The sequence below is a fragment of the Nocardia flavorosea NBRC 108225 genome, assembly GCF_001613385.1.
In the GTDB taxonomy this organism is placed as follows: domain Bacteria; phylum Actinomycetota; class Actinomycetes; order Mycobacteriales; family Mycobacteriaceae; genus Nocardia; species Nocardia flavorosea.
In genome coordinates this window covers 170,323-185,206 of the sequence record NZ_BDCG01000002.1, presented here as the reverse complement: position 1 = coordinate 185,206, position 14,884 = coordinate 170,323, and the positions used below count along the sequence as shown (strand labels likewise).

Below are 14,884 nucleotides of genomic sequence, written 5' to 3'. Positions count from 1 at the left end.
CAAACTGGATATTCCGCGACTGGTCCACGACGCGCTCGGGGTCGGCAACGAGCCCGGCGCCGCCGAACAGGATGCCGCGGCCCGAGCTGTCGAGGCTGTTTACGAACAGTCCCGGCAGACAGTGGCCGAGATCAAGCAGCGGGAAGGAATCACGGGTCTCGAACAGGCCGGCAAGACGGCGCACTGGGCGGCCGGGTTCGGCCGGTGGGCCCATCAGTGCTATGGGGCACCGGCCGCGGTGCTGGACGGGGCGGCCGCGTTGGATATCTGCCGCGCGCTGGCCCTGCTGGATCAGGAGAGCCGGGCTCTGGTCGGCCGGTTGTTCCTGGCGGTGAGCGGCGACGGCCTGCTCTCGGACGAGCTTGTTGCGGAAGCCGAGCCGGCTGTGCGCCGGATCAGCCTACTGACCGATACGGCTGACGGACCGGTGGACCACAACGCCGGCGCCGTTGAGCTGGCGGGCGAATTCTCGTCGTGGCTCAGCGCGCTGCAGGAGGAACTCTCAGAAGGAACGCCGAGCTCCGTGGTGGCCGAGCCGGAAGATCAGATAATTCTGCACCCCGGTGCGGAGCTGCCGGAGGTGCTGGCGTCCCGGTGCGAGCAGCTGACTGCCGGCCTGGCCCGGGCACGGGCACACAGTGCGACTCTGTGTGAACACTGTGATTCGTTGACAGCCGAATTCCGCAGCCCGGAGTTTCTCCGTGCGGCCGAGCTGGTGCGGCAGGTGCGGCAGCTGCACGCGGCGCGGAACGCGACATCCGGCCCGGAGCAGCAGGCGCACCTCGCGGAACAGCTCGGTCATCTGGTCCGAGCGGCAACCGATATCGGTATGGGCTGGACGGATCTGCTCCGTGCGGTCGCGGCGGGTGCGGCGGCGCCGGACTCTCTGGATGCCTGGCACCGGGACGCTGAATCAGACACGCTGACGAGCCGATTGATCGCCGCGCGCGCGGCGCGGTCGCGGCTCGAGGCGGCAGAGCAGGACGAGGCCCGGATGCGACAACGGCTCGCCCAGGCCGAATGGCTGCGCCCTTTTGCTCCGGAGATCCAGCGCACGGTGCACGAAGCGTTCGGCCGCGGACGAGTCGCGCGACTCACCATGGCCGATATCGTCGCGCGGGCCCAGCGGGGTGTCGATCGACTCAGCAACAGGCAGCCGGGTGAGTGGCTGCTGCATAATGTGATTCCATTCGTTGTGGAGGCGAATACCCGGGCAGTGGGATTCGGCCGGTGGGTCTCGACCGTCTACCGTCCGGCGTCATGGCGAACTGGGTTCGAGTTGATCACCGCTCAGGAATGGGGCGTGGCCCTCGATACTCTCGGTGCCGAGGACCGTACACTGGTGAGCCGGTTGTTCTGGTTGCGGGCACAAGGCAAGGCTGTCGATGCCGATTCGATCGTCGATGCGGAGCCCGTGTTCCGCCGACTGGCTTCCGCCCTACCGGCTGCACTCGACGATGCGCCCCCTCCCGTTTCAGCTGTAGTGCCCGGAAAACAGCAAGCGCGTGCCTATCGCGATGAGGGACGTCCTCCAGGAGCCGGGGGCAAGCGGCCGCTGCCTCGGGGGAACTATATGCGGGCTCCCCGACGTCAGAGCTCGGATCCCCAGATCGCGGGCGATGATGGGGAAAGTGACAGTTCTGGCGAGTCGGCCCCGCTACCCCCCGGTACGGAATCCGCACCGGGGGATCAGGTCTCCCGCGGTAAAGAAATTGCTACAGAAACCGGCGGTGACGGGTCCGGGGAGCATTCCGCACCTGCCTCCGGGCTGCCCGGCCACCCGGCCGGGCACCGGGGCGACTGTGTCGATCGGGTGTTCGATGAGAAGGACCGTATCGCCGGTCGTAATTCTGCCGGGCCGGGGGCTTCCGGACCGGGTCCACATACACAGGAAGAGTTCGAAACGCGGGCGGGCCGGCCCCTGCGAGCGGTGCCGTCGCCGGATTCGGCGGCGGCCGAACTCGCCAGGTCCGGCGATATAGCGTTCGCAATGGTCGTACAGCGTTTTCATACCGGCCGGGTGGGGGCCCATGTGACGCTGTGGACCAACGATATCGATCGTGTGATTTCCCGCGGTGGCCGGGTCGCCTCGGTGCCGGCACCGGACTCGCCGCCGGTATGGTTTCTCGATCCGGCCGAAGAGTCTCCGGTGTGGCGCCCGTACCAGGATGATCCGTTTGCGGTGTCGCCGGAGACTTCGGTGGTCTACTTCGGCCGGGCGGGGGAGCCGGTCGAAGGTGCCGGTGCCGGTGTCGCTCTGGACACCGCGATCGGGTCACATCCGCAGCGCGGCCGCCCGCCCGAACCCGAGCCTGAACGGAGTGATCCGTTTGCACCGGTTTCCGGGCCGCGAAACCGCTCCGGAAGCGATGAATACACAGTGAACCGCCTTCGGCGGGAACTGGCCGATCGGTTACCCGAGGGCGTTACGCTCGACGGTATCCGTGGCAGTACCGGGCCGGCGGATCAGGCCGATGCTGTTGTCACGGCGGTGGCCGACTGCTGGAACCGCTGGTCTTCCGCCGAGAAGCGGGTTCTGATGACCGCGGATCCACACCTGGCCGGCAACCTTCCGGTGGATGACGCCGAGGCGCGGACCGAGGCGAACCTCCGGGCGATGCGGGCGGATGTGCAGGAATTGTCGCAACTGCTGGAGGGGACGCACGGTACTCGAGCGGACCGGCGACATTGGCGCAGGACACGTGACGATCTCGCGGATGCATTGCGGGTTATCGACACTTTCCGGGCCGATATCCGACATCCCGCGGCGCTCCTTCCGCTTCCGGTGTGGGTGCTGTTCTACGTGCGCGGCAAGGACGATTTCGGGATCGTGGCAGGTGTGGGCGACCCGAATGCCTCCATGATGTCCTGGCTGGCCCTCAACTTTCCCGACGGTGCCGGATTTCGCGATACCCTGGGCCGGGCTGCGGCTCTCACCAGGGCGACATTGTGGGCAACGCTTCCGGAAGGACGGCGGTACCCGCTCGTTTCCGACCCCACCGCGGGAGCGGTCGTGTCGTACGAGCCGGTGCGATTTCTCCGACCGCCACATCTGCACGATGCCGCGATGCTGGCCTGGCAGGTCGCCACCACCGATTCTGTGCGAAGAATCAGTGGGTCTGCCACCACGGCTCCGGCCTATATCACACTGTTCGGCGAGCGCCGCCGGAACTGGGTGGTGGCACAGGCACGCCGGCAACTCGATCGCTCACCCGCCGCGCGATCGGTCAGCACGGTGTACCTCGCGCCAGATCTCGCTCTCGAAACGACCGCCCTGCTGGAGAACTCGGCAAAGGCCTATTTCGCCGCCCCGGACCGGGAAAGACAGAGCGGTGGACATCGGATCATCTTCCCGGCATCGCACTGCTTCGACGACGATGGCATGTACGTACAGCCGCGGACTCCGGCGTTGGCGAACTTCGTCCGGATCATAACGGGGCGGTACGACGAGATCACCGAGGCGGAACTTTCCTGGCGGACGGAACCGGAGGACTGGTTGCTGTACCCTGCGCTGAACCCGGCAATGCCGATCGCCCGGGTTCTACCGACCGCGTTCGGTAAGCACTACCTCGCCACATACGGGGAAGAACTGGGAACGCCGGTATGGGAGCCCGAATCCGGTGAACGCGCAGTGACGGAGTGGGAGCTGCTGGCGATTGCGGTCAACGATTTCGCCTGCTGCGTCGGCCGGGATCTCCGATTCTTCGTCGAACCCGGACCGGAGGGGGTGCCCGGCGACGTCCTCGAGCAGGTTCTGGCCGGGCGGTTGCGGCGGTTCCGCTCGCTGAGCGATCTCGCGGATACTCTGGAACGATTGGGCAATGACGCGGCGGCGCTGGTTCCCGGCGCCGATTCGGAGCAGCGACGTGGGCCGTCGGTTCTCGCCGTTCGCGGCAAGGAAGTGTTGTTCAAGGCGCCGCGAGAGAGAATGTTGCGCGGCCTGCGGGGTACCGAATTCTACGACGGCGACCCGGTGTTCGCGATCGTCTATGACCGGCACGGTCCACTCCATACGCTGAGCATGCACCGATCAATCGTGCCTCCCGGATGGCGTTTCTGTTCCGGACAGGATTCACCGCTACTTGCCGCCGGGGACAAGAGCGACGGGGAGTCCTACCGAGCTCGGGGCCCGGCGGTATTCCCCATGCGATCGGGTACCGCACAGACGACAACCGCTCGCACAATGTCCGGCGACGGTGTCGGAGCTGAATCGGAAGAGCGCCTGTCGGGCGCCGGTCCGGACCCCGACGAACTTCTGAACAGGCTGGCCGAAAAACTGCCCGCCGGAATCACCGTGAAAGACCTCGTGTTCGGTGCTGCGTCGAACCCGGGGGCGCGGGTGGTGACCGCGGCAGTGCGGAAATGGTGGCGTCGCCTCGATTCCACCGAACGGGCGCTGCTCGGCGAAACCCGCGCGTGGGCGGTCGGCAACTTGCCGGGAATCTCAGAGGATCTGCGGCGTGCGCGGAATAAGACCACACTCGGTCGAGTAGCTGCGGAGGGGCCGGCCAAGGCGGGTCTATGGGCGCCCAAGGAACGGTCGGCACAGCGGATGGATCTGCGACTGTGGTCGACTCTGGTGACGTCCGCCGCCGATTTCCCCGGGTGGTTCGGCGGCGAACTGGGCGTTGTCAAATGTGTACTGGACGGCCCTTGCCCGCGGATCTTGGTCCAGGCCGGTCCCCTTGACGCGGACAACCTCACATGGTTTCGGCCGGAGCCGGACATGCATTCGCTTCAGGCACTAAAATATGCGACTGCGCACAATCGTGCGACGGCGAATGCCGCAAGACCGGCAGACCGGCCGATTGTCTTCGGACCGGGCGGGCGGTTCGCAACGATCGTGTGGTGGGAGCTGGAACCGAATCGACATTCCACTGTCAGACGTCGTGGATCAACTGCGAAGTTCTTGATCAAGGATCTCTTGGAACATAACGCGGCGCGGCGCGCGGTCGGGCAGTCCCCGGCCAACTATCTACTCGCCGCAGGCAAACAGGTCCGGGGTATGGAGGTCGCGCGGCAACTCCTGGAGGAACTTGCTCCCGAAAGCTATTCGGCAGCAATATATCTCGGCACGCCGGGCCTGGGACGAGGAGTCAGCGGGGAAAAGGTTGTCGAGATCCCGGAACCGGGCCCGGCGGATGTGGGCCTGATCATCGCGCACCGATTCGATACGAGGGCGGCTCCGTGGCAATCGACCGGCGCCCGGAAACTCTCGGCCGTTCGCTCGGTATCGGGTCCGGGCACGGCGACCGATGGTGAAATGCCGGACGAGAATCAGGGGCCGGTTCCGCTGGTGCCCCGGCGATTCCTGCTACCGCTGATCGTGGCGAAATTCGGTGAGCGTATCGGCCGGGATCTGCGGTTCGGCCGTGAACCCACCGCGATCGGGGTTTCCGCCGAGGACCTCGAAATCCTCACCGGGGGCAGGTGGCGGCGGTACGAATCGGTCGGCGATATGGTCGACGCCCTGTCCCGAGCCGGGCGACCTGCCGACCTGCCGGCCTGTGCGCTCGTTGTTTCCCCGGGCGGAAGCCCGGAGCAGTTCCCGGTCCTGGTGACAGTGGACCGTGCCGGCGTATCGTTTTCGGACCGCCAGCTCGGCGTGCCCGAGGGCCCGAGGCGCTTGGAAGCGGGGCCCGTGCTCGCGTTGTGCGCCGTAGAGGGCAGGCTGCTACACCCGGTGACGGAATATCCATCGGACGCCGATCCCGGACAGTACTTCGGCGCATCCCTGGCCTGGGTACCAGCCACTCCCGGCGCGGGTGTGGTGATCGCCGCCGAGGAGATTGATTCGCGGTATCCCCCTGATTTTTGTTGCGGGCGCACACCGGCGGAGCACGACGAGATAATCGATTCGCTGGCCCGATATTCCCGGAGAGTATACCGGGACATCGGTTCCGCGCTCACCACCGCGGAAGCGGAGGCGTTTTCCGGTATCACTGCTACCGAACAGCAGGTGGCCGGGACTGTGGCCGAAATATTCAACGTGCTGATCGGTTTCTGCGAGGCCAATCCGGCCGGGGTGCCGTTGCGCACCCATACCGGGGGGGTACCGAAACCGGCGTGGCTGGCAATGAAGGGACTGGACGAGCTCGATTGGATACTGGGTGCGGACCGGAGGAATCTCGGCAAACTCGGCATCTATCGGCCTCGGCTACCCGAATGGCTTTCCGATCGCCTGCCGCCCGGCAGCCGACAAGCGGTACGCGAACGGTTCGAAAGACGGTTGCGGGAATGGGACGAATGGCTGCACGAACCGCCGGATGTGTGGGTAGACGTAACGATCGGGATCGACGGGGTCCTCTATATCCGAGACTCGAACGGTGAACTGCAGCCGATCATCACCGACCTGGACGGTATGGTGATCCAATGGGGCAGCGCTGGTGTGTCGGCGGGTGGAGATTTATCCACCAGACGCAACGAGGGGGCGTTCTCTGCCGATTCACCGGCGGAAGAGCGGGAATTCCCGTTGGAGTGGGAATTCTCCTTCGATTCGCCGCCGACGGTGCCAGAATTCAATTCTGAATCGCTGGTCGATGATCCGGATTTCTACCATTTCCTTGTCCTGGCCCTGTATCTGCTCGGCATAGTGCAGCACGGATTCCGCGGGCAGTGGGATACGCGCAGCGATTCCGAGACGGCGAAGCGGAGCGGATTGCTCGCCAAGGACAGATGGATGGTGGTCGTCCTGCCGGGCGGCCGGGTCGTCCGGATACCGAGTCCACGGCCGGAGCAGGCACTGTCTGTCGGCGACCTGCCGACTCTGTATGATCCGGGCGCCACTTTGCTGGACTACCTGCATTGTCTCCCGGAGCACGCGGCATCGGCGTGGCAGGGGTTCCGGCAGCGAATCGTCACCGATTTCCGGTCCGTGGTCGGTGCGGCCGACGATGACCTCCGAGCCGAACTGCTCCGGAATGCCACGGATTCCGACTTGCTGGCCGCGCTGCGCGACCTCGATACAGGTACTCGGTGGGTCTTCGACGGGAAATCGCTCCTCAGACTATTCGGCCTCGAAGTACCGGCCGCAGAGATCGCCGCCGAAGCGACACGGGCCCTGCTGCGGACCACGGGCGGGCGGCTGACGGTCACCGAAAGCGACGTCGATGAGGCACGCGCATACGGCCTGCGCAAGCTGGTCGCCGCATTGGCCCAGCGGGCACAGCTGCAGAATGGGACGGAACCAGCTCCCTCTGCGCCGTGGACCGTCGAGACGGAAAACGCCGACGCCACCGCGCGGAAGGACGATTCCGCCGCGCGGAACCAGGGCGGTCGAACGGAAGCCGACGCCGCTGGGAAATCGGCCGCCGCCGAAATACCGACGACGTCGCCGCTCGAGACGGCCCTGCGTGAAGGCCGGATCTCGCCTCAGGCAGCGTACGGATTCGCGATGTCTCGTGGCATGGCGCCGCCGATGTCGTTCACGATGGCGGGTGGCGACACCAATGGCGGCGACCGTTCAGGGCGCCCGCACGAGCGCAGGGGCGCGAAACCCGGGAATTCCACGGGAGAAACGCCGGCACCGAACCATGCCGACGACGTCGGCGCGGTGGACCGCGGCGCGGCAATCGAACGTGTAGGCGCCGTACTGGAACGGGAAGCAATCAACCTGCGCGAGTCGCTCAGCTCCCTCGCATTCGCCATACGCGCCTGGCAGGTCAAAGACGGTGAATTCCATCCGGGCCATCTGCGAAGTATCTATGCGCGGCAACGGGACAGCATTCGCTGTGTCGCCGGGCTGCTGTCGCGCGAACATCGAGAATGCCTGCTGAACTGGCTCGACAGTGACGGATCCACCAAGGAGATCGAGTCCACGGTCCTGCTGGCGGTTACCGATCTCATAGGCATGGTGCTTGTAGCGCGCCCCAATCCGGCCGGAGGGTCTACCGACGACTATTTCCAGCGCAGTGTACTCGCGCGGGTGGTCGCCGAGGCCGGGGCGGACGAAATGATGACCGTCGTATCCGGATCGCCACCTGACAGCCGGGAACCACTACAGGAGTGGATCCGAAGTGATACGCAGAATATTTCACCGACGGGTGGTCATCTGAGTACGCCCTGGAACAACCCCTGGTATCGCCTGTACGCCGAACTCGGTGGCAGTGCTGTGCCGGAGCCTGAAGACACGGGGGTCTGGGATGAGGTCGTTGGATACTCCAGTAGTGAACCCTTCATCTGGTCGGATTGTCTGGAGGCACTGACCACCGAAGACCCCGACGCGGCAGCTGTTCTCGAGCAATGGCTGATGGCAGGCAAACTGCCACGGGAGCTCGCCCGCACCTGTGGTCTGCCGTTATCCAGTATCCAAGACCTGCAACGCCGGGCAGTGGCCCGGATGCACCAGCTGATCATCCAGTGGCGTCCCGCCGGCCGGTCTGCACCCGAGCTGCTGCCCGAGCAGCCGTGGACGGAGGAAGAATTGGCATTCCACCGTCTTCGCGGTCCGGTCCGGTCGGTGCCGGCGGACGGGTTGCCGGGTGAGTGGGACATTCTGTGGTTCGCCGATGACGCGGATCGAACGTATGTCTGGCACCCGCTGGTGGTCGATGACCCCGGCGATGCCGAGGGTATGGGTCCTGCCATGGCGGTGGCGTATTACCGGCTCGATCGAAAGCTCGGGTTCGAAGTCACCCCGATGAGGACCTTCTACTACAACAGGTTCCGGCGCGAATGGGGTGTTCTGATGCAGTTCACTTCGATTCCGCGGGAGGGTCTGTCCGCGCCGTCGGTCTCGGAAGCCGCAATTCGGCGCGATCGCGTGGTGATCCTGGACTACCTGCTGGGGGTGCGCGGCTGGGCGGTTTCTTCCCCACGTGGCAGGCTGGTATTCGATTCGAGCGGGAGCCGGTATTTCGCCGTTTCCGAATTCTGGGCTCTTGCGACCGGGGTACGCCGTATCGATTTTCTGGATCCGCTTTCGGAGTTCGTGCTGAATTCTCTCGGCCGGCGACTGCATCAAAATGCGATCGGACCGGTTATGGGCCTGAGCGGGTCTGTTCTGGAAGCAGTGATCCGGAGCACTCCGGTGGCGGGCGATTCCGCGCCGTGGGCTGCGCGGGTCGAAGCAGCGAAGAAATCTCTGTTGGAACTCCACACCCATCAGACGATCTACGGGCACGCACGCCCCGAGCTCCGGGCATCGATAGCCGCGGCTACGGATGCGCCGGTGCTCGAAGGCGGTGAAAACCCGATCGTTACCGCGGACGAGGGGCCGGTCGACGGGTCGGCGCGCAGGGAAAATCCATCGTCCCATGCGCAACCGGAGTCGGCGACACCCCGGTCCGCCCTGGACCGGGCGCGGGATCTGCTCGATGCGGAGATGACAGCCAAACGTAAAGCGGTGCAGTGGTTGCGCGAGTACCTCGAGGCCAATGTCGAGCACCGCCACATCGACGGACCACTGAGTCGTGGTGAGGATCCGCGGGGGGTCGAAGATGATGATCCGAATCTGCAGTGGGCCCGCCGCACCGGACTGGACATCGCCGCCCAGGTGTGGGCCGCTCACTGGCACGATCCACACGCATTCGAGATTGCCACCGGGCATCTTTCGAAAGAGGTACGGGACAGTCTCGCCCGCTTGGTGTGCGCGGTATCGCCGGAACATATCCGAGACACAGTCGAAGAGGAGACGTGGTCGCCGACGACCGGAGTTGTGCATAGGTCCACCTGGCCGCCGACAGCTGGTGCCCTACTCCTGCACAACCGGCTCGCCGAGTGGACGCCGGCTGTGAACGTGGCCGCGCAGGAGCAGGTATTGCGCGGCGTGGCGCAGCGGGAACCGGATGCTATCCGGGCGGCCATCGAGGACTACCCCGATCTGATGCGCCGGTTCATCGAAAACCGGGTCCTGGGCTCGGATCCGGACGCTATGGATCTGTTGATGGCGCTGGTCACCGATGACAGCCGAGCACAGCCGAATACGCTGTGGCCGGTCTATGAGACCGCGATCATGCGGCTGTTCGCCGAACTGAGTGGCGGTGCGGTCGTACCGCCGCATCGGCTGCAGATGTTCCGGGATGTCGCGCAGGCTCCGTTGCGAACACCCAGCCGTGCCGCGCAGCGATCGTCGGTCAGGAATTGGCAGGACGCCTGGCACCAACTGGCTGCCGAGGACGAGGGTGCCGCCGAACTGCTGAGATGGTGGCTGATCGAACATCGGCAGCCGCGGGAGATCGCCGAGATACTGGGATTCGACCCGGACGATATGCCCCGGTTACAGCTGGACGCGGTGACCCGAATGCATGTGCTGCTGTTCGGCGCCGACTCGGATCTCGAGGCGCCGGATTGGGTCGATGCCGCATACGACCTGCTGGACCGTGTGAAACACCTGCAATCCTGTTCGCAGGCGGCGCACGCTCCGATGCCGGAGGAACTGGCTCGCTGGGGTCTCACCGTCGCCGACCAGCAACGGCTCCAGTACGCGGCCGAGGTGGGAAAAGTGGGGCTGCACATTGCCATCGAATGCAGCATCGACGCGGATACGGCGATTCCCGTCGGTCCCGAGGGGCAGCATTGGATCGAGGCCGGTATCACCCACCCCGCGCCGGCCGATATCTCGATCGCGAGGCGCGATATCCTGGATTATCTTCTCGGCGCGCCCTGGCACACCCTGGGTCTGGTCGGCCCGTACAGGCCGGTGCTGCCGGATTGGCTTCGCACTCTCGCCACTCCGGATGTCATGCCGCTGGCGAAGCTGCTGACCGCCCGGTACGAGTCGCGGATGCGTGAATGGCAGATCTACGCCGAGCGCGGAGACCTCGATTTCGACGACGACTATATTCTGCACGGTACCGATATCGAGGGCCGTCGTCGTCCACTGCGCGGGCGGCTGGAACTCGCGGGCGTATACGAGCCGGGCCACCCCGAGGAGTTGATTGCGGATCGCAGGCGGCTTCAGGGGACACTGATATCACTGCACCAGCGGCATGGCTTGATCCAGCGGGGGGCATGGCTCCAGGCGGACCCACCGTTTGCGGAGGCCAGGGATCAGCTCACCGTGGTGTCGTTCGAACCGGGGTGCGATCCTGTGATCCGCCGTCTCGTCCGGCCGCCGAGCGGTTGGCCCCGGGTGAGCGAGCTGCCGGAGCCGGAACGAAACCGGCTACGCACCCTCCGGATGCGATCGCGCCGGCTGCTGCCTCCCTACCAACTGACCGCCAGGGAACAGGAACTGCACGACAAGGGTGTTCCCATGGACGGCCCGGGCGACAACCGATTCGTGGACGACCATCTCGGACCCGATTCGGCCGGCCTGCGGCACTACTGGTACGCGAACGGGACCCAAGCCTACTTCTGGAGTTTGAACGCGACCTTCGAACTATTTCCCTCGGCACGCCCGCTTCGTCTTGCCCCCCGGCTCGTCGCGTACTCGCGGGTTCACGAATACGAAGTCGAATCGGAAAGCGCGGAACCCCCTGAAAACCGGCAGGGAACCGGACGCTCCGGCCATCTCGATGCCATTCCGACCAGTACCCTCTGGTTCTCCCAAGACGGCTGGGGCGCAATGACTTCGAACCTCGACAAACCCACCGAGCTGACCGGGAAGTCATTACATTTCAAAGCAGTAGGCGATTACATCTGCGGTGCTGTCTGCCTGCCCGCCGATCCCGGCCGGAGTTTTCTCACCGAGGACATAGATATCCGTTTTATCGAGGATTTCGCATCACCGGATGTCGACAAGGTATTCGGGCAGCCGTTGGATGCGGAGGCGGTGCAATGGGCTGCCAGGATTCGTAATTCGCTCCGGGAGCGGGTCGGCGATATCAGAGTCGATTCGCTCCAATCGGTGGCCGGGCAAATGCACATCGCAGAACATGGGCAACTGATCGAAAGCTCGGCGATAGATTTGGCGATCGCGCGATGCACCGAAATCATCGAGCACGGCGCGATCACTGGGGACGCCTGGCCGGGATTCGAGGAAGCATTGCGACGTGCCCGGTCGGCGAAAGCCGCGGAGGAACTGGCATCGGCCGAAGCCCGGCGAATCGACCAGACTATCGATCGCACCACCCACCGGGTCTTGCCGCTCGGGCAACTGACTGCACACGCGGCCGAAAGTCACTACGGCGTTCCCACCGGCATGCAGGACGCCTATCAGGAGGTGGCCGACATACTCGGCGTCGAGATCCATTTGTGCCCGTCCAACCCCGACGGCCTCGAAGTCTTGCGGAGTGGGGAGGGCGCGCCCAAGGAGCGCCACGTGAAATACAAGAGCATCGGGCTGCTCGACTTGGAGCTCGGTGCACCGCGCTGGGCGCTGGGCAAGGTAGTGGTCTACGAACCCGAGGTGCCGAGCGGCCGTATCAGCGAGTCGAAGAGGAAGATACTGGAGGAACTGAAGGCGCAGCGCCTCGCCGATCTGGCGGACGCGACCTCGCGCACTGACATCGAAATCGCCCCGCGGGGCGAGATATTCACATTTGGTCCCCAAGGCGAGCGGCGACAGATGCGGGTCGATGTGGACGTGTACAACATCTGCTATCCGGACGGCCGGACCGTCGACGATGCCGTTCTGGTCAAGAAATGCCTGGATATGCTGGTCGAACGGGGGCTGGCCACCCACGGAGACATCGTCCACTGGTGGCCGTTGAACGATACCGAGGCACGTGCGCGGGATAGGGAGATGGACCGGTTCGCGCCACCGGGCGGTCGCCCGGTTCTCGTGATCCGGCCGGCGCGGCCGCCGGCCGGTGCGCCCGGGTTGCGGCCCGACCAGGTTTTTCCGCTCCTCCTGGAATTCGATTGGCACGGGGTGCCGCATTTCGGCGCCGCTTACCCGCCGAGGACCCCCCAGGCTCCCGAGGCGGATCACCCGGATTGGGCAGAGTTGCGGCGGGTGACAACCGAACGGGTGCGCCAGGCGCTGAGCGGTTGGCCGAGGCATTTGTGGCCCGAGTCCGGCGATGGGAGCGCCGAAGTGGAATTGCTGGTGCACGACGTTTTCGCGCGGGCCCGGCAGGATGTCACACGCGAAGACTTCGGCGGCTCGGACCTGGCATGGCTCGATCGGCTGATCGCCGACCGTCTGCGGACATACCGGAGTTTCCTGAACTATCGGGCGGGGATGGTCGAGATCTTGCGCTCCGCCGGTGGTTCGGAGACCCCGGATCCGCGTGTCCGGGCAGTTGCGGGGATGACCGAACACCAGTGGGATATCGTGCTGGCCGGCTACCCCGACCGTATATCCGCGGTACTGGGATTACGGGGAATTCTCGATCAGGTCCCGCTGGGGGCCGACCGGGTGGCCCACTATCTGGAAACTCCCCATCGTGACGCGGTACGGCGGATTCAGCGCCACGCCGGGAGAATTCTCGACCGGGTATTGCGGGTCGTCACCGAGGGGGCGGCCGAACTTCCGCCGGTCGAGTTCCCGACGCCTACGGCCACCGGACTCGACCCTGGCGACCCGTGGGAGACCGGGTTCGATACCGGGCTGCCGGCTGAATCCGGCCTGCTGGCCCGAGCACGAAGCGGTGACGTGGACGCGTTCGAGAGCTTGTGGAATGCGGTGGTTCGGCAGGTCGCCGACTATGTCCATGCTTGGACGTCGGCCGCGGACAACCTGCCGGCCGATCCGCTGCGGGAGGATCGGCTCGTCGGCGAAATCCGCTCGGCTGCGCAGCGAGAACTCGGGTTGATACACGACGGCGATACCTTCAGCGGGTGGCTGGGTGGTATTGCGGTCCGGACGGTTCGGGACCATCAGGGCTTTATCCGGTTGCGCGAGAGGGTGGTCGATCGGTATCTCGCCACGGCCGGGGCCGGCCCGGAAGACGTCGGCGCACTGCGGGTGCACCAGGCGGCCGATGCCGGCTTGCGGGAATGCCTGGACGAATTCACCGACAAGTTCGCGCTGCGCGATGTCCTGCTGCTGAGAATGTTCTATGGGCTGTCGGTCAAGGAGACCGCGACGATGATGGATATGCCGGACTCGGTCGTGGAGCAGCTCGAACGATCGGCCGCTACCGCCTTCGTCACCACATTGATCGACCGGTCCGGTACCACCACAGCGCCCCGGGAATCGGCCTCGGCAGAGGATTTCGACACGGTGACCGATGACCTGGTCGCCGAGGTGCTCACCCGCGCCTCCCGGTCCCTGGACTATCCGGTCGGCGAGGAACTCACCGTCGAACAGGCCGGGGAGCTGGCCAATATCCCAGCCGACGAACTACGGCAGATCCAGCAGCAGGTCGATCGTCGCGGTTGTGGCTTGTCGATTCGATTGCCCAGCCCGCACGGTGTGCGCTGGGTGCGATCCGGTGTGGCATTGCCCAAACCGAGATTCATTCTCGGACGGTCCGTCAAAACCGTCACCGAGCTCGATCTCGTTCTCGGCGCGGACCCGCGGAATCTGGGTTTGGCGGGAATCTTCGAGCCGGTGATGCCGGCCCGCCCCGGAAAACCAGAGGGGGTGACCGATGAGGAATGGGACCGGGTATGGCAGCGGTTGATTGCCAGATTCGAGTACCGGCTGCGGGAATATCACGAGATCCTTCCCGAAATGGCGCACAGCGAGGACACCCGGGTCGACGCGACCGGTGCGATATATCTGCGCGGTGCCGATAGCAGGTGGCGGCCCGTGAGCACGGATTACGATATCTACGCCGTTCACCGGCCGGATGGGTCACTGGAGGTCGACCGGGCCGACTACGAAGCCCATATCGGCTACTTCATCGAGCAGCCCGGAAGCCGCTTCGAACACGGCGCCGTAGCCCAATTACAGATATGGCATCCTGAACACCGATGGGCGAAACCATCGCTGATCGACGAGCACAAGGAAGGCGGAGTTCCGGTCCTGCTGCTGATGCCCGGGCAGCCGCCGAAACTGATCTGGGGCCTGGACCCCGATCGCGACGAAATCCCGTCCGTCAGTCCGATGTAA

At 65.2% G+C, this 14,884-nt stretch carries 1 protein-coding gene (cut by a window edge); it reads left to right on the top strand.

The window, feature by feature from the left end:
- Nucleotides 1-14,884, top strand: the 3' end of a protein-coding gene (locus tag NFL01S_RS01370; protein WP_157116132.1) for an amidohydrolase family protein. It extends 47,387 nt beyond the left edge of the window; 14,884 of the gene's 62,271 nt are visible here — the last part of the coding sequence; its start codon lies off the left edge, out of view; the stop codon is at nt 14,882-14,884.